The sequence below is a fragment of the Blastococcus sp. SYSU D00868 genome (assembly GCF_054050575.1).
Genome location: NZ_JBJGZO010000021.1, coordinates 25,819 through 40,979, shown reverse-complemented (window position 1 = coordinate 40,979; position 15,161 = coordinate 25,819). Strand labels below are relative to the sequence as shown.

Annotated in this window: 18 protein-coding genes and 1 tRNA gene; 4 read left to right on the top strand and 15 right to left on the bottom strand. The window is 76.3% G+C overall.

What is annotated here, in order from left to right; translation table 11 throughout:
* Positions 1–163: 163 nt before the first annotated feature.
* Together ACI79F_RS17040 and ACI79F_RS17035 are read right to left on the bottom strand one after the other, a co-directional pair.
* Positions 164–907, bottom strand: coding sequence for an SDR family NAD(P)-dependent oxidoreductase (locus tag ACI79F_RS17040; RefSeq protein WP_456546626.1), 744 nt, complete (start codon positions 905–907; stop codon positions 164–166).
* Positions 908–1,158: 251 nt separating this feature from the next.
* Positions 1,159–2,046 carry a universal stress protein gene (locus ACI79F_RS17035; RefSeq protein WP_456578921.1) on the bottom strand — a complete coding sequence of 296 codons (888 nt, stop codon included), beginning with the start codon at positions 2,044–2,046 and terminating at the stop codon, positions 1,159–1,161.
* A gap of 157 nt (positions 2,047–2,203) precedes the next feature.
* Between ACI79F_RS17035 and ACI79F_RS17030 the strand changes: the two genes are divergently transcribed.
* Positions 2,204–2,542 carry a hypothetical protein gene (locus ACI79F_RS17030; protein WP_456546624.1) on the top strand — a complete coding sequence of 113 codons (339 nt, stop codon included), beginning with the start codon at positions 2,204–2,206 and terminating at the stop codon, positions 2,540–2,542.
* Here ACI79F_RS17030 and ACI79F_RS17025 read toward each other — a convergent pair.
* Complete coding sequence (locus ACI79F_RS17025; RefSeq protein WP_456546623.1) at positions 2,539–2,904, bottom strand: hypothetical protein; 366 nt, start codon at positions 2,902–2,904, stop codon at positions 2,539–2,541. The genes ACI79F_RS17030 and ACI79F_RS17025 overlap by 4 nt on opposite strands.
* Positions 2,905–3,068: 164 nt before the next feature.
* On the opposite strand from ACI79F_RS17025, the gene ACI79F_RS17020 reads away from it, so the two are divergent.
* Both ACI79F_RS17020 and ACI79F_RS17015 read left to right on the top strand, forming a co-directional pair.
* A complete protein-coding gene (locus ACI79F_RS17020) occupies positions 3,069–3,488 on the top strand; it encodes a DUF4326 domain-containing protein (RefSeq protein WP_456546622.1) in 420 nt (139 codons plus the stop codon).
* Between the two features lie 78 nt (positions 3,489–3,566).
* A complete protein-coding gene (locus ACI79F_RS17015; protein ID WP_456546621.1) occupies positions 3,567–5,153 on the top strand; it encodes an alpha-amylase family glycosyl hydrolase in 1,587 nt (528 codons plus the stop codon).
* A 113-nt stretch (positions 5,154–5,266) separates the two neighbouring features.
* On the opposite strand, the gene ACI79F_RS17010 is transcribed toward ACI79F_RS17015, so the two are convergent.
* From ACI79F_RS17010 to ACI79F_RS16980, 7 genes are all read right to left on the bottom strand, one after another.
* A tRNA-Pro gene (locus tag ACI79F_RS17010) sits at positions 5,267–5,340 on the bottom strand.
* Positions 5,341–5,415: 75 nt separating this feature from the next.
* Complete coding sequence (locus ACI79F_RS17005) at positions 5,416–6,312, bottom strand: alpha/beta fold hydrolase (protein WP_456546620.1); 897 nt, start codon at positions 6,310–6,312, stop codon at positions 5,416–5,418.
* 67 nt (positions 6,313–6,379) lie between these two features.
* Entirely contained in the window at positions 6,380–7,738 is a 1,359-nt protein-coding gene (gene der / locus ACI79F_RS17000; protein ID WP_456546619.1) for a ribosome biogenesis GTPase Der, read from the bottom strand.
* Positions 7,735–8,424, bottom strand: coding sequence for a (d)CMP kinase (cmk, locus tag ACI79F_RS16995; protein WP_456546618.1), 690 nt, complete (start codon positions 8,422–8,424; stop codon positions 7,735–7,737). Before cmk ends, der begins: the two co-directional genes overlap by 4 nt.
* Positions 8,421–8,783 carry a chorismate mutase gene (gene aroH / locus ACI79F_RS16990; RefSeq protein ID WP_456546617.1) on the bottom strand — a complete coding sequence of 121 codons (363 nt, stop codon included), beginning with the start codon at positions 8,781–8,783 and terminating at the stop codon, positions 8,421–8,423. The genes cmk and aroH overlap by 4 nt, the downstream gene beginning before the upstream one ends.
* 155 nt (positions 8,784–8,938) lie before the next feature.
* A complete protein-coding gene (locus tag ACI79F_RS16985) occupies positions 8,939–9,823 on the bottom strand; it encodes a pseudouridine synthase (RefSeq protein WP_456546616.1) in 885 nt (294 codons plus the stop codon).
* 67 nt (positions 9,824–9,890) lie between these two features.
* The gene (locus ACI79F_RS16980) at positions 9,891–10,466 is read right to left on the bottom strand and encodes a dihydrofolate reductase family protein (protein ID WP_456546615.1); all 576 of its coding nucleotides are present in this window, start codon (positions 10,464–10,466) and stop codon (positions 9,891–9,893) included.
* A 98-nt stretch (positions 10,467–10,564) separates the two neighbouring features.
* On the opposite strand from ACI79F_RS16980, the gene ACI79F_RS16975 reads away from it, so the two are divergent.
* The gene (locus ACI79F_RS16975; RefSeq protein ID WP_456546614.1) at positions 10,565–10,810 is read left to right on the top strand and encodes a hypothetical protein; all 246 of its coding nucleotides are present in this window, start codon (positions 10,565–10,567) and stop codon (positions 10,808–10,810) included.
* Between the two features lie 97 nt (positions 10,811–10,907).
* On the opposite strand, the gene scpB is transcribed toward ACI79F_RS16975, so the two are convergent.
* The 5 genes from scpB to xerD all read right to left on the bottom strand — a co-directional run bounded on the left by scpB (position 10,908) and on the right by xerD (position 15,139).
* Positions 10,908–11,726 carry an SMC-Scp complex subunit ScpB gene (gene scpB / locus ACI79F_RS16970; RefSeq protein ID WP_456546613.1) on the bottom strand — a complete coding sequence of 273 codons (819 nt, stop codon included), beginning with the start codon at positions 11,724–11,726 and terminating at the stop codon, positions 10,908–10,910.
* Positions 11,723–12,517 carry a segregation and condensation protein A gene (locus tag ACI79F_RS16965; protein WP_456546612.1) on the bottom strand — a complete coding sequence of 265 codons (795 nt, stop codon included), beginning with the start codon at positions 12,515–12,517 and terminating at the stop codon, positions 11,723–11,725. Before ACI79F_RS16965 ends, scpB begins: the two co-directional genes overlap by 4 nt.
* 86 nt (positions 12,518–12,603) lie before the next feature.
* A complete protein-coding gene (locus ACI79F_RS16960) occupies positions 12,604–13,110 on the bottom strand; it encodes a hypothetical protein (RefSeq protein WP_456546611.1) in 507 nt (168 codons plus the stop codon).
* Positions 13,107–14,012: a ParA family protein gene (locus tag ACI79F_RS16955; protein ID WP_456546610.1), complete on the bottom strand. Its 906-nt coding sequence runs from the start codon at positions 14,010–14,012 to the stop codon at positions 13,107–13,109. The genes ACI79F_RS16960 and ACI79F_RS16955 overlap by 4 nt, the downstream gene beginning before the upstream one ends.
* 212 nt (positions 14,013–14,224) lie before the next feature.
* Entirely contained in the window at positions 14,225–15,139 is a 915-nt protein-coding gene (gene xerD / locus ACI79F_RS16950; protein WP_456546609.1) for a site-specific tyrosine recombinase XerD, read from the bottom strand.
* Positions 15,140–15,161: the final 22 nt, after the last annotated feature.

The window sequence follows — 15,161 nt, the reverse complement described above, 5'->3', positions numbered from 1 at the left end:
GTCCCTCGGGCACGTGGCACCTCCCCGCAGCCGCCCGGGCACCGCTCCACGACCGGCGCGGGTGGCTGGGCGGGCCACGCTAGCCACGTGCACCGCGTCGCGCCATAGCCGGACGCGGCAGGCCGGTGCCCGGTTTCCTGTGGTGATCCCCCTGAACCGGCGGTCAGCTGGTGGCGTATCCGCCGTTGACGGGGATGGTCTGGCCGGTGACCCAGGCGGCGTCGTCGCTGACCAGCCAGGCCACGGCGGCGGCGACGTCGGACGCCCGCCCCAGCCGCGGGACGGCGTAGGCGCGCAGCTGCTTGAGCGCCATGTCCGAGGCCTCGTCGATGCCGGCGTTGCCCTGGGTGGCCAGCGAGAGGCTGTTGCAGGTGACGCCGTGCCGGCCCACCTCCTTGGCCAGCGACCGCATCAGCGCCGGCCCGGCGCCCTTGGACGCGGCGTAGGTCGCGATCAGCTTGTCCCCCACCCGCGCGGACTCCGAGCTGATCGTGACGACCCGGCCCCAGCCGCGCTCCAGCATCCCGGGCAGCGCGACGTGCGTGCAGTTCAGCGGCCCGTACACGTTGAGGTCGACGAACGCCTTCCACCCGGCCGGGTCCTCGTCGACGAAGCGCTTCATGGTGATGCCCGTGACCGGGATGCCGGCGTTGTTGACCAGGACGTCGATCGGCCCGAACAGCCCGAAGGCCTCCCGCACCGCCTCGAGGTCGGTCACGTCGGCGACGACCGGCTCGGCCTTCCCGCCGGCCGCCCGGATCTCCTCGACCACCCGCTCGGCCCGGTCGGCGAACAGGTCGTTGACGCCGACGGTCAGCCCGCGGGCGGCGAGCACCCGCGCGGTCTCCGCGCCCACGTTCTGCCCGGCCCCGGTGACCAGTGCCGTGCGTCCACCCGGTTCGGCCACGCCGTCGTCCCCCTCTGCTCGGTCGGTGCGCGCCGCCGCCCGGCCTCGCGCGCCGGGCGCACCCTAGTGCCGCGGGGGAGCCGGGAGACGGTGCCGTCGACGCCGAGGTGCCACTCCTCGACCATCACCGGCTCCAGCACGCCCCCGGCGGGACGCCGCGCTGCTCGGCGAGCATCTCCCGCATCGCCGCGGGACCGCCGGTCCCGATCGCACCGGGGCGATGCAGTGGGCGTTCGATCGTCGTCGGGGGTTCACGGCGTGCGGCCGACGGGGACGCCCGGCGGGCGGACCACCGCGACGGGGCACGGCGCGTACATCAGGCAGCGCAGGCTGACCGAGCCGAGGGGACCGGTCAGGCCGCCCCGCCCCCGGGCGCCGACGACGAGCAGGTCGGCGGCCTCGGCCACCTCGGTCAGGACGTCCCACGCGGCGCCCTCGACGGTCTCGGCGCGGACCCGGTGCGCTTCGCTGCCGGCGGCGCCGATCGCGTCCCGGAGCACGGCCTGCGCCCGGGCCGCTCCCCCGGTGCCGACCAGGCCGTCGAGCCAGGCGTGGACGACCTGCAGCTCGCCGCCGCGCAGGCGCGCCTCCGCGGCGGCGAACCGCAGGGCGAGCAGGGAGCCGGCGGAGCCGTCCACCCCGGCCGCCACCCGGCTCGCGGGCCCGCGCCACAGCACGGCCCCGTGCGCCGACCGGTCGTCGCGCACGACGACGACCGGGCCGAGGGCCGTCCGGGCGACCTGCTGGCTCACCGACCCGAGCAGGGCGCCCCGCAGCCTGCCCCGGCCCCGCGACCCGACCACCAGGAGCGCGCCGGGCGCGGCGGCGTCGACGAGCTGCCGGGCCGGGTCGCCGTGGCGCACCTCCGCGCGCGCCGGGACGCCGGTGCACCCGGCCGCGGCGGCCACCTCGGCGGCGAGGGCGAGCAGGCCGGCCCGCTCGTCCTGCTCGGACCCGCCGGCGCCGGCCCCGGCCGCCACCCCGTCCTCCGGCCGCACCGCCACCAGCCGGACCCCGCGGCCGCGCAGCCGGGCCTCCCGGACCGCCCAGTCGAGCGCGGCCCGGGCGCTCGCGGAAGCGTCCAGGCCCACGACGACGTCGTCCCGGAGCGCCCCCTCGGCCACGGCCGACCGTGACACCCGCCACCGACCGGGGCGTCACCCCGGGCGGATGACGCGGGAGCTCCCGGCCCGGCCGGGAACTCCCGCCCATGGCCCGGCCGTCGATCGGGTACTCGCCGTGGAGACCCCGCCGGCGGCCGCGCCTCCGCGGCGCCGGGGGCGAGAGGAGAGATCGATGGCGACCGACCCGCCCGACATGGGCGACTTCCTGGACCGCGCGCAGCGGATGCTGCGCGAGCTGTTCGGCGACGCCGGGGGCGAGGAGTCGCCCTGGGGGGCGGCCGCCGCCCGCGACCGTGCCGGGAGCGGCCGACGCGAGCCCAGCCCGGAGCGGCAGCGGGAGAACCTCACGTTCGCGCTGGCGACCCGCGCCGTCGAGGCCCTCGAGGACCTGGCGCTCAACGTGGCGGCGATCCGCCAGCGCCTGGAGCGCCTCGACCCGAGGCCCGAGGCACCGCCCGCGGCCGGCCCGGGCGCCGGCGGGCGTACCGGCACCGACGAGGGCGGCGGCTAGGACCGCTCCGCCCGCGCCCGCGTGGCGTCGAGGTGCTGGAGGAGGTCGTGCGCGGCGAGCTCGACCTCCTTGTGGCCCCACTCGGCCGCCCGGTAGTGGCAGGCGATGATCCCCATCCGGTGCACGCGGCGGAAGTCGCCGTAGACGAAGCCGTACCGGGCCTTGGTCCCGTCGGTGGCGCCGTCGGTAAGGGCGAGGTGCCACGCCGCGTACTCGTCCCACGAGTGCCGCGCCAGGTAGGCGTTCTCGTCCTCCGCCGAGGGCTGGACGCGCCCCCACTCGCTGCGCAGCACGTACTGCCGCGCGTCGATCAGCTGCCGGGCGTGGGCCACCCCCGCCTCGTTCACCACGTACCGCGCCATGGCCGCCCTCCTCGACCGGGCAGCCTGCCCGCCCGGGGCGGGCCCCGCCAGGCAGCCGCCTCCCGGTCGCCACCCGGCGACTCCCCCGGGTTTCGTCACACCCGTCCCGTAGACACCAGGGGGCCCAGCGGTGGTCCCGAGTCGGAGGCGGTGCGGTGATGTCCATGGACGTCGACGGGTGGGCCGTTCCTCCCCGCCGTGCGGCCGCGGTGCGCCGGCGGCCGGGCCGCGTCCGGCTGAGCCGGGCCCGGGGCTGGCGGAAGCCACCCGGGGCGGTGGTCGTCGCGCGCCCGACCCGGTGGGGCAACCCGTTCCGCGTCGGGGAGACCTACATGTGGGCCGCCGGCGACGGCGACGACGCGTGGCCGGTGCCGACGGGGCGCGAGCCCGGCGAGTACCCCGACGGCGCCCGGGTCGTCGTCTGCCCGGACACGGCGACGGCGATCCGGTGGTTCCGCCGGTGGGCGGTCGGCGACTACGCGGCCGAGGCGCGGCGGCTGCTGCGCGGCCACGACCTGGCCTGCTGGTGCCCGGAGGACCAGCCGTGCCACGCCGACGTCCTCCTCGAGATCGCCAACGGCTGACCCCCGGCCCGGAGGACGCGAGGGGGCCGGGCCGTGCGGCGATTCGCCGCTCCCGGGGCTGGTTCCTAGGGTCGGCACATGGCGACACCCCCGTGGTGGCGACGCGGCGCCGTCTACCAGGTGTACCCCCGGTCGTTCGCCGACGGGGACGGCGACGGCGTCGGCGACCTGCGCGGCCTGCGGGAACGTCTCGACCACCTGAGTGCCCTGCACGTCAGCGCGGTCTGGCTCTCCCCCGTCTTCCCCTCCCCGATGGCCGACTTCGGCTACGACGTCGCCGACTACTGCGACGTCGATCCGCTGTTCGGCACCCTCGACGAGCTCGACCGGCTGATCGCCGACTGCCACGAGCGCGGCATCCGGGTCCTGCTGGACTGGGTGCCCAACCACAGCTCCGACCAGCACCCGTGGTTCCGCGCGTCGCGCTCCTCCCGGAACGACCCGAGGCGCGACTGGTACGTGTGGCGGGACAGCGCCCCGGACGGCGGTCCGCCCAACGACTGGCGGTCGGAGTTCTCCGCCGTCGGCCCCGCCTGGAGCTTCGACGACCACACGGGCCAGTGGTACCTGCACTCCTACACCCCGCAGCAGCCCGACCTGAACTGGGACAACCCCGCGGTCGAGGCCGCCATGCACGACGTCGTCCGGTTCTGGCTCGACCGGGGCGTGGACGGGTTGCGCATCGACGCACTGCAACGGCTCGGCAAGGACCCGCTGCTGCGCAGCAACGCCGGCTCCGACCGGCGGCACGACCAGGACTGGGAGCCGGTGGCGCACGAGCGGCTCCGCGGCATCCGGCGGGTCGTCGACGAGTACTCCGACCGGATGGTCGTCGGCGAGGTGTACCTGCTCGACCTGCGTCGCGTCGTCGACTACCTGGGCGGGGGCGACCAGCTGCACATGGCGCACAACTTCGTCTTCCTGCACCTGCCCTGGGAGGCCGCCGCCTTCCGCCGGGTGATCGAGGAGTTCGCGGCGCTGGCCGAGCCGGAGGCCTGGCCGGCCTGGTTCCTCGGCAACCACGACCACTCGCGGATCGCCTCCCGCTACGACGGCGGCGGGCACGGTCCGGCCCGCGCCCGCGTCGCCGCCCTGCTCCTCACCGCGCTGCGCGGCACGCCCTTCGTCTACCAGGGCGACGAGCTCGGCCTGCCCGATGCGCAGATCCCGCCCGATCGGGTCGTCGACGTCGACGGCCGCGATCCCGAGCGCGCGCCGCTGCCCTGGTCCCCGCCGTCCACCGCCGGTCCCGGCGACGGGTTCACGACCGGGCAGCCGTGGTTGCCGCTCGTCGCCGACGCCGAAGCGCTCAGCGTGGAACGCCAGGCCGCGGACCCGCAGTCGACGCTGGCCCTCGTCCGCCGGCTCGGCGAGCTGCGCGCCGGCTCGTCGATCCTGCAGACCGGGACCCAGCACCTGCTCGACGCCGGCCCGGACCTCCTGGCCTGGACGCGCGCCGACGCGTCCGGCCGGGTGCTGGCCGCGGCCAACTTCGCCTCCGAGCCGCGGGAGCTCGGCGTCGCGGGCCGCTTCAGCCTCCTGCTGTCCACGGACCCCGGACGCGCCGGGACCTCCCTCGGGGACGGCCCGCTGGCGGAGCCCGTGGTGTTGCGGCCGGACGAGGCCGTCCTGCTGCGGGTCCTCGACGCGGACGACGGAGCCTGACGCGACCGGCGCCGGGCTCGGCGGTCCTCCTCGACCACCGCCGCGGCACCGGCGCCCCGGAACGCGTCAGAGGCGAGCCGACTCACTCGTCCACTCGCCTCTGACCTGCACTGTCGGGCTGACAGGATTTGAACCTGCGACCCCTTGACCCCCAGTCAAGTGCGCTACCAAGCTGCGCTACAGCCCGAGCGGCGGGCGGCTGGCGCCGTCCGTTCGCTGCGAGGAGCAGGTTACCGCACCCGCCGCCGGGCTCCGCGCAGGGTCAGCCGCCCACCGGCGCCTCGCGCATCATCCCGACACCCAGCACCTCGCGCAGCCGCGCGGTGAAGGCGGCGGCGTCGGCCGGGTCGCCGTGGCCGCCGTCGGTCCAGCTGCCGTGGTCCCCGGGGAACACCACGGCGACGGTGCCGAGCGCCTCGGCCACGGCCTCGCCGCCGCGGTGCGCCAGCTGCCCCACCGAGGTGGCGCCGACGGCCGGCACGATCCGGGTGGACGCCCGGCGCAGCGCCTCGAGGTCGAACTCCGACGTGGGGTTGGTGTCCATGTTCTGCCCGAGCAGGACGTCGTCCCGCGAGCCGTCGTCCTCGGTGGGCAGGCCGAAGGCCGCCGGGTCGGCCGGGGTGTCGGCCCAGTCGGCGGGGATCGGGCCGGAGTGCATGACCAGCCGGATGAACTCGGCCATCCCGGCGCCGAACCCGGCGCGCTGGTAGGTCTCCGACACGTGCCGGCAGGCGGCCGCCGCCTCCTCCCGGTCCGGCAGCAGCGCCACCGCCGGCGGCTCGTGGGCGACGAGCGTGCGCACGAGCTCCGGACGGCGGGACACCAGCACCAGCGCGTTGATCGCTCCCCCGCTGGTGGCCAGCATGTCGACCGGCCCGCCGCCGACGGCCTCGATCAGCCGGGCCAGGTCGTCGGCGTGCTCCTGCGGGGTCGACGTCGACGCGCCGTCCGTCCGCCGGCTGCGCTCGGCCCCCCGCGGGTCGTAGGTGACCACCGTGCGGTCGGGGAACAGCCCGGCGACGGTGCCGAACCCCGAGGCCGCCATCGGCGAGCCGAGGACGAACAGCGGCGGCTCGCCGGACGACCCGTCCCCCGGCCGGACGTCGTAGGCCAGGACGGCCCCGGGGACCTCGAGCGTGGACGTCTGCGGTGCGGTCATGACTGCCTCCGGGGCGCGGTCGGTGGGTCTCGTCGTACTCGACCCGCCCCGGCGGCGGAAGTCATCGCTACCCGCGCAGCCCCTTGCGGCGCTCGCCCTCGCGGCCCTCCCGGACCTTGACCGAGATCTCGATCGGCGTCCCGGCGAACCCCCACCGCTCGCGCAGCTTGCGCTCGAGGAACCGGCGGTAGCCGGCCTCGAGGAAGCCGGTGGAGAACACCACGAACCGCGGCGGCCGGACGTCGGCCTGCGTCACGTACTTGATCTTCGGGGCGCGGCCGCCGCGGGCCGGGGGCGGCGTCTCCTGCACCAGCGCGCGGACGTACTGGTTGAGCTCCGCGGTCGGCACCCGGGTCTCCCAGGACGCGAGCGCCGCCCGCAGGTGGTCGGCGAGCTTGCCGACGCCGCGGCCGCCCTTGGCCGAGATGTTCACCCGGCTGGCCCACCTGACCCGCGCGAGGTCGCGCTCGACCTCCCGCTCCAGCTGGGCGTGCCGGTCCTCGTCGAGCAGGTCCCACTTGTTGATCGCGATGACCAGCGCCCGCCCCGCCTCGACCACCTGGGTGATCACCCGCTGGTCCTGCTCGCTGATCACCTCGTCGGCGGCCAGCAGCACGACGGCGACCTCGGCGGCCTGGATCGCGGCCTCGGTGCGCAGGCTCGCGTAGTACTCCATGCCGCTGGCGGTGTTGACCTTGCGGCGCAGCCCGGCGGTGTCGACGAACCGCCACTCCTCCCCGCCGAGCGTGATGATCGAGTCCACCGGGTCCACGGTGGTGCCGGCGACCGAGTCGACGACCGACCGCTCCTCCTTGGCCAGCCGGTTGAGCAGGCTCGACTTGCCGACGTTCGGCCGGCCGACCAGCGCCACCCGGCGCGGGCCGCCCTCCTCGACCTGCTCGCGCGGCGCCTCCGGCAGCGCGTCCAGGATCAGGTCGAGCAGGTCGCCGGAGCCGCGGCCGTGCAGCGCGCTCACCGGCTGCGGCTCGCCCAGGCCCAGCGACCACAGCTCCGCGGCGTTGGCCTCGCTGCGCTCGTCGTCCACCTTGTTGGCGACGACGATGACCGGGCGGTCGCTGCGCCGCAGGATCCGGGCGGCGGCCAGGTCGGTGTCGGTGGCGCCGACCGAGCTGTCGACGACGAACACGATGACGTCGGCGGTGCGCATGGCGTACTCGGCCTGCCGGCTGATCGACGCGCCCAGCCCCTCGGCCTTGGGGTCCCAGCCGCCGGTGTCGGTGACGGTGAACCGCTTGCCGTTCCACAGCGCCTCGTAGGAGATGCGGTCGCGGGTCACGCCCGGCACGTCCTGCACGACCGCGGCGCGGCGGCCGAGGATCCGGTTGACCAGCGTCGACTTGCCCACGTTGGGGCGGCCGACGATCGCGACGACCGGCAGCGGGGCGCCGGTCCCCTCCTCGGTCATCGGGCCACCCCCACGGAGTCCTGCGCCAGCTCGACCACGCGGTCCACGACCTGCTCGCGGTCGAGGTCGGTGCTGTCGACGACGACCGCGTCGGCGGCCGGCCGCAGCGGGCTGTCCGCGCGGCTGCTGTCGTACTCGTCGCGGCGGCGCAGGTCGGCGGCCAGCGCGGCGATCTCGCCCGGCTCGGTCAGCCCCAGCTGCAGGGCGCGGCGCTGCGCCCGGGCCTCCGGGGCGGCGGTCAGGTAGATCTTGCAGGTCGCGTCGGGCAGGACGACGGTGCCGATGTCGCGGCCCTCCACGACGACGGCGTCCGCGGCCGCGACCAGGGCGCGCTGCTGGTCGACCAGCTGCCGGCGGACCGCGGGCACGGCCGACACCGCCGACACCGCGCGGGTCACCTCGGCGCTGCGGATCCGCACCGCGACGTCCACGCCGTCCACCTCCACCAGCTCGGTGTCGGCCGCCGTCCCCACCTCGATCCGGGCGCGGGCCACGACCCCGGCGACGGCCTCGGCGTCCTCGGGGTCCACCGCGGCGTCCAGGACGGCGACGGTCGCGGCGCGGTACATGGCGCCGGTGTCCAGGTAGGCCGCGCCCAGCCGGGCGGCCACGGCGCGGGCGACGCTGGACTTGCCGGTGCCCGAGGGCCCGTCGAGGGTCACCTGGCCGGTGAAGCCGGCGCTCACTGGGCGATGTCCCGTCGCAGGGCCGTGGCGCCGCGCAGGTACACGTGCGTGATCTCCGACCGCGGACGGTCGGTCTCCACGTGCGCCATCAGCCGCAGCACCCGCGGCAGGGCGTGCGGGACGTCGATCTCGGTCGCGCACATCAGCGGGACGTCGCCCAGGCCGAGCTCCCGGGCGGCCAGCGCGGGGAACTCCGACACCAGGTCCGGCGTGGCGGTGAACAGGATGCTGATCAGCTGCTCGCTGTCGAGGTCGTTGCGCTCGATCACGGTGCTCACCAGCTCGCGGGTGGCCGCCAGCACCTCGTCCCGGTCGTCGGCGTCGACCTGCGTCGCGCCCCGGATGGCTCGGACGGCCATGCACACTCCTCGTTCGTCGCTCGGACACGGGCTCGCCTGCGCGGCCGCTCCGCTCCTCGCTCGTTCCTCGCTGCGATGCTCACGGCCTGTCGGCTCGCGGGGCCCACGGCCCAGGGCGCCTCACCGAGTCTAGGTTCGCCCCGCCAGGGCGCGGCTCAGAGGCCGACGAGGTCGTTGAGCTGGCCGACCTCGCCGCGGGTGAGCCGGCGGATCGACCCGACCCGCATCCGCTCGAGCTTCACCGGGCCGATCGCGATCCGGGTCAGCCGCGACACCGGCAGCCCGACGTGCGCCAGCAGCCGGCGGACGATGTGCTTGCGCCCCTCGTGCAGCACCACCTCCACGACCGACTGCCCGGCGTGGGTGTCCACGACCGTGAACGAGTCGACCTTCACGGGCCCGTCCTCGAGCTCGACGCCCTGGCGCAGCCGCTTGCCGAGGTCGCGCGGGATCGAGCCGGACACCTGCGCCAGGTAGGTCTTCTTCACCTCGTAGGACGGGTGCGCCAGCCGGTGCGCGAGCTCGCCGTCGTTGGTGACCAGCAGCAGGCCCTCGGTGTCCTGGTCGAGCCGGCCGACGTGCACCAGCCCGGGGGCGAGGTCGCCGACGATGTCGCCGACGGTCGGCCGGTTGCGGTCGTCGCTCATGGCGGTGATGACGCCGGAGGGCTTGTTCAGGGCGTAGGTGACGCGGTCGTCGCGCAGCTCCAGCCGCACGCCGTCGACGGCGATGTGGTCGGTGCGCGGGTGCACCCGCATGCCCTGCACCGTGACGACGGCGCCGTTCACGCTGATCCGGCCCTGGTCGATCATCTCCTCGCAGACCCGGCGGGAGCCGACACCGGCCCGGGCCAGCACCTTCTGCAGGCGCTCCCCCTCGGGATGGCCCGGCTCGGGCTCGGGCGCCCGGTCGCCGGGGTGCGCCGGGGCGAGCTCCATCTCCTCCGACCAGCCCTCCCCGCCGCCGGTCGGGGCCGGCTCGTCGGTCGCTCGGTCGGGGGTCCGGTCGGTCGGCTCGTCGCCGGCGCGCACTGCGTTCATCGCCGTCCAGTCTCCCACCGGTGCCGGACGCCGCCCCCGGCGCGGGTGCCCGGGGCGGCGGGTCCGCTCAGCGGCGGACCCGGTAGCGGACGTGCGTGGCCTCCGGGGTGTCCACGACGCGCACCACGTCGAGCTCCGTGCGGGCCGGCGGGACGTCGAACAGCCGCCGCCCGCCGCCGAACAGCACCGGCACGTGGTGCAGCTGCAGCTCGTCGAGCAGCCCGGCCGCCAGCGCCCGCCGGGCGGTCACCGCGCCGTGCACCAGCACGTCCCGGTCCCCGGCCGCGGCCCGCGCCCGCGCCACCGCGGGTTCGGCGTCGGTGACGTACGTGACGAGCGGGAGGGCGGCGGCCTCCGGCGCGGGCGGCCGCGAGCTCAGCACGAACACCGGCACGCCGCCGTGGTGGTCGCCGCCCCAGTGGCCGGCCTGCTCCGCCGTCCGCCGGCCGACGACGACCGCGCCGGTCCCGCGGACCCAGTCGGCGACCTCGGCCGCGACGCCGTCCGTCCGGAACCCGCCGTCGGCCATCGCCCAGTCGTGCAGCCGCAGGAAGCCGTCCCCGCCCGGGTTGCCCGGCCGGTCGTCCGGACCGCAGACGAACCCGTCCACCGACACCGACATGTCCAGCACCGTCGTGGCCATGTCCCCTCCTCCTCCGCGTCCACCGGATCCGACCGGCGGCGGCCGCGGTTCTGAGCGGTGCTCCCGGGCGACACGAGGGCGTGCGGGAGGATCGGTGCATGCGCACGGAGCAGGTCATGGGGCTGGTGCTCGCGGTCATGGGCGTGGCCCTGGTGCTGCTCTCCCGGCGGCTGGTGTGGGAGCACTCCCCCGACAACCCGGCGGCCCGCGACCGCGGCCCGGGCGCGGCCGGCGTGTGGTCGGAGCGGGCCCGCGCCTTCCACCTGTGGCGCGGCCGCATCGCCGGGGGCGTCTTCGTCGTCGTCGGCCTGCTGCTCGTGACCGGCGTCCTCCTCGGCGACTGATCGCCGTCCTCACGCGGACGCCGCCGACCCCCCGGCCGGCGGCGAGGTCGGCGGCCGCGGGGTGAGGACGGCGACCACCGCCCCGCGGCGGGAGGCGTCAGTGCGCGTCGGGGTGGTCGGCCAGCAGCGTCGCGGTCTCGGGCAGCAGCGGGCCGAGGTCGGGCAGGTCGGCCAGCGAGACGAGCCCCAGCCGCTCCAGGAACAGCGGCGTGGTGCCGTACAGCCCGCCGCCGGAGTCGGGGTCGGTGCCCACCTCGTGCACCAGCCCGCGGGTGAGCAGCGTGCGCATGACCCCGTCGACGCCGACGCCGCGGATGGCCGCGATCCGCGCCCGGGTGACCGGCTGCCGGTAGGCGATGACGGCGAGGGTCTCCAGCGCCGCCTGGGTGAGCCGGCTGCCCCGCCCGTGCCCGAGGTACCGCTCGATCACCCCGGCGTGCTCCTCGCGGGTGTACAGCCGCCAGCCCTCCCCCACCCGCCGCAGCGTGATGCCGGCCCCGCGGGCGTCGTAGTCGGCGGCGAGCTCGGCCAGCGCCTCCCGGGCCCGGGCGACCGGGCAGCGCAGCGCCGCGGCGAGGGTCTCCTCGTCGACCGGCCCGTCGAGCACGAACAGCAGCGCCTCGAGCCCGGCGCGCAGCGTGGCCGGGTCGGCCTCGACCTCGGGCTCGGGCTCGGGGGCGGGCGCGGGCGGGGGCGCGGGCATCCCGGGCAGCGGCAGCACGGTCTCCTCGACCGGCACCGGCGGCGGCTCCCCGGCGGCCGGCGCCGGCCGCTCGGCCACGCGGGCGGCCAGCTCGGCGGCGACGGCGTCCCAGACGGCGGGGTCCTCGTCGCGGTCGGCGGCCGCCTCGCGCGAGGCGGCGAGCTCGGCGGCCAGCGCGTCCCAGGAGATGGGGCGCGGCTGCTCCTCGGTCACCGGTCCTCCTCGTCCCGTTCGTCGTCCGCGACCGGGAGCGTCCCGCCCACCCACCGCACGTGCAGCTCGCCGAGCGGGGTGAGCTGGTCGAACACCACGCGCTGCTGACGGTAGAGCTCCAGCAACGCGAGGAAGCGCGCGACCACCTCGAGGGTGTGCGCGCAGTCGGCGGTCAGCGCGCGAAAGCTGGCGGTGCCGGCCTCGGCCAGCCGGTTGCGCACCACGAGCAGCTGCTCGGCGACGCTGACCGGCGGGGCGTGCAGGTGGGTCACGCTGACCGTCGGCGGGGCCTTCGGCGTCAGGATCCGGGTCGCCAGCGCGGCGAACTGCTCCGGCGTGACGCCGAGCAGCACCTCCGGCACCTGGTCGGCGAAGCGGGGATCGGGGCCGGCGTCGCGGCCGTACCGGAGGACGGCGCCGGCCTCCCGCTCGCGCAGGAACGCCGCCGCCTCCTTGTACGCGCGGTACTGCAGCAGCCGGGCGAACAGCAGGTCGCGGGCCTCGAGCAGCTCGAGGTCGTCCTCGTCCTCCACCTCGGCGGCCGGCAGCAGCCGGGCGGCCTTGAGGTCGAGCAGCGTGGCGGCGACGACGAGGAACTCGCTGGCCTGGTCGAGGTCCAGCTCGTCGCCGAGCGCGCGCAGGTGGGCGATGAACTCGTCGGTGACCTGCGACAGCGCGATCTCGGTGACGTCGAGGCGGTGCTTGCCGATCAGCTGCAGGAGCAGGTCGAACGGCCCCTCGAAGTTGGTCAGCCGGACGGTGAACCGCCCGTCCGGCCGCGCCTCGGTCACGCGGGCAGCCTAGGACCGGTCGGCGTGCGCGCAGGTGCAGCCCCGGGGCCGGGAACCGCACCGCGGCGCACGACGACGCCGCGTCGTCAGCCCTTGAGGCGGCGGACCAGCACCGAGTCCTCGCCGGACTCGGCCAGGTCGGCCAGCAGCACCGCGATGGCCTCGCGCACGATCCGGCCGCGGTCGGCGGCCACGCCGTGCTGCGCGCGCAGGGTGAGGCGGGCGCTCTCCAGCGCCAGCAGCTCCTCGGCGGAGATGTAGACGGTGATCTTCTCGTCGTGCTTGGTCCGCTCGGCGCGCACCGCCCGGCCGCGGGTGCGCGGCGGCTGCGGCGCCATCGCCGGGGCGGGTGCCGGCGGCGTGCGGAACGAGGCCAGCGGGTCGGCGTCGGCGCCGGCCGGGACCAGGGTCAGCCCGGGCACGGCCTCCTCGACGCCGGGCACGGTGGCCGTGCGCCGCGGGGTGGTGGAGCGCAGCGCCGGCGAGCTCGTGGTCGCGGCGACGCTGGGCAGCTCGGTGACCTCCGGCTCGGCCGGGGTGTCGGTGCGGCGGAACAGCTCGGAGGCACCGGGGAGCACGGGACGGCGGGTCACAGTGCGATGACCTCCTTCGCCAGGTCGCGGAAGGCCGCGGCGCCCGAGGACGTCGGCGCCCACGTGGTGATCGGCTGGCCGGCGACCGTGGTCTCGGGGAAGCGCACCGTGCGGTGGATGACGGTCTGGAACACGGTGTCGCCGAAGGCCTCGACGACGCGGCTGAACACCTCGCGGCAGTGCACCGTGCGGGTGTCGTACATCGTCGCGAGGATCCCGGAGATCTCCAGCTCGGGGTTGAGCCGCTCCTTGACCTTCTCGATCGTGTCGACGAGCAGGGCGACGCCGCGCAGCGAGAAGAACTCGCACTCCAGCGGGATGATCACGCCGTGCGCCGCGGTGAGCGCGTTCACCGTGAGCAGGCCCAGCGACGGCTGGCAGTCGATGAGCACGTAGTCGTACTCGTCGCGGACGTCGGCCAGCACGCGCATCAGCGTCTGCTCGCGGGCGACCTCGCTGACCAGCTGCACCTCGGCGGCGGACAGGTCGATGTTGCTGGGCACCAGGTCCAGGCCCGGGATGTCGGTGTGCACGCGCACGTCGGCCAGCGTCGTCCGCCGCTCCATGAGCGCGTTGTAAATGGTGCGGTCCAGGTTCTGCGCCGGCACGCCCAGGCCCACCGACAGGGCGCCCTGCGGGTCCAGGTCGACCAGCAGCACCCGGCGGCCGTGCTCGACCAGCGCCGCGCCCAGGTTGATCGTCGACGTCGTCTTGCCGACGCCGCCCTTCTGGTTGCACATCGCGATGACCCGCGCGGGGCCGTGCTGGGTGAGCGGCTTGGGATCGGGCAGCGGGCGCTGCCGGGCCTTGGCCGGGTCCTGCCGCGAGGCGAGACCGCCCATCTCGGGCTCGGTGTCGCGCGGGCGCGCGACGGCCGGTGCCGCGTCCCCTCGGATCGCCATGGTCGTGTCGCCTCCAGCTCGGCCCGGTCCGGCGCGGCGCGCCGGGTGCGGTCTTCCCCACCGCTCGGGTGGACACGACGGTAGGGATCTGGCACGCCGTTGCCGAGGAGGCACGCCGTGTCGCGACCCCTGCTGGCAACCTGTGCCGACCCACCGCCACCGAAGACCCCTGGAGTTGGGCGACATCCGACGGACGACGACCCCGCGGGTTGTCAGGTCAGCGCCCTCGGGTGGCTGGTGGCGTACACCTCGCGCAGCCGGTCGACGGTGACCAGCGTGTAGACCTGCGTCGTCGTCACCGAGGCGTGCCCCAGCAGCTCCTGCACCACGCGGACGTCGGCGCCGCCGTCGAGCAGGTGGGTGGCGAAGCTGTGCCGCAGCGTGTGCGGGGAAACGGCGTCCACCGGGATCCCGGCGCGCTCGGCGGCCGTCCGCAGGATCGCCCAGGCGCTCTGCCGGGAGAGCGGGCCGCCGCGGGCGTTGAGGAACAGCGCGCCGGCCCGCCCGCGCGAGCTGCCGGCCGCGGCCAGCGCCGGGCGGGCGCGGACCAGGTAGTCCTCCACGGCGCGCAGCGCGTAGCTGCCCACCGGCACCACCCGCTGCTTGCCGCCCTTGCCGGCCAGCCGGACGACGGCCTGCCCGCGGTCGAGGTCGTCGACGGTCAGCCCCACGGCCTCGGAGATGCGCGCGCCGGTGCCGTACAGCAGCTCCAGCAGCGCCCGGTCGCGCAGCCCGCGCGGCCCCTCGAGCGCCCCGGCCGCCTCGATCAGCGCCACCACCGACTCCACCGGCAGCGCCTTGGGCAGCCGCCGGGCGGGGGCGGGCGGGCGCACCTCGTGCGCGACGTCGTCGGGTACCAGGCCGTCGAGCAGGGCGAACCGGTGCAGCCCGCGGACGGCGACCACGGCGCGCGCCGCGGAGGTGGCCGACAGCGGCGGGTGCTCGTCGTCCCCCCGGCGCAGGGCGGCCAGGAACGCCGCGACGTCGGACTCGGCGACCTCCCCCAGCCCGCGGACGCCCGCGGCGGCGAGGAACTCGGTGTAGCGGCGCAGGTCGCGGCGGTAGGAGGAGACGGTGTTGGCGGCCAGGCCGCGCTCGACGGTCAGGTGGTCGAGGTAGCCGGACACGACCCGCTCGACGGCGGGGCCG

Bases quoted from the DNA above. Each gene is read 5' to 3' on its own strand.
- ACI79F_RS17020 (WP_456546622.1), top strand. From the start codon at position 3,069: ATGGACGTCGACGGGTGGGCCGTTCCTCCCCGCCGTGCGGCCGCGGTG.
- aroH (WP_456546617.1), bottom strand. From the start codon at position 8,783: ATGGCCGTCCGAGCCATCCGGGGCGCGACGCAGGTCGACGCCGACGAC.
- ACI79F_RS16980 (WP_456546615.1), bottom strand. From the start codon at position 10,466: ATGGCCACGACGGTGCTGGACATGTCGGTGTCGGTGGACGGGTTCGTC.
- ACI79F_RS17030 (WP_456546624.1), top strand. From the start codon at position 2,204: ATGGCGACCGACCCGCCCGACATGGGCGACTTCCTGGACCGCGCGCAG.
- ACI79F_RS16975 (WP_456546614.1), top strand. From the start codon at position 10,565: ATGCGCACGGAGCAGGTCATGGGGCTGGTGCTCGCGGTCATGGGCGTG.
- ACI79F_RS16985 (WP_456546616.1), bottom strand. From the start codon at position 9,823: ATGAACGCAGTGCGCGCCGGCGACGAGCCGACCGACCGGACCCCCGAC.
- ACI79F_RS17015 (WP_456546621.1), top strand. From the start codon at position 3,567: ATGGCGACACCCCCGTGGTGGCGACGCGGCGCCGTCTACCAGGTGTAC.
- ACI79F_RS17005 (WP_456546620.1), bottom strand. From the start codon at position 6,312: ATGACCGCACCGCAGACGTCCACGCTCGAGGTCCCCGGGGCCGTCCTG.
- der (WP_456546619.1), bottom strand. From the start codon at position 7,738: ATGACCGAGGAGGGGACCGGCGCCCCGCTGCCGGTCGTCGCGATCGTC.
- ACI79F_RS16955 (WP_456546610.1), bottom strand. From the start codon at position 14,012: ATGGCGATCCGAGGGGACGCGGCACCGGCCGTCGCGCGCCCGCGCGAC.
- ACI79F_RS17025 (WP_456546623.1), bottom strand. From the start codon at position 2,904: ATGGCGCGGTACGTGGTGAACGAGGCGGGGGTGGCCCACGCCCGGCAG.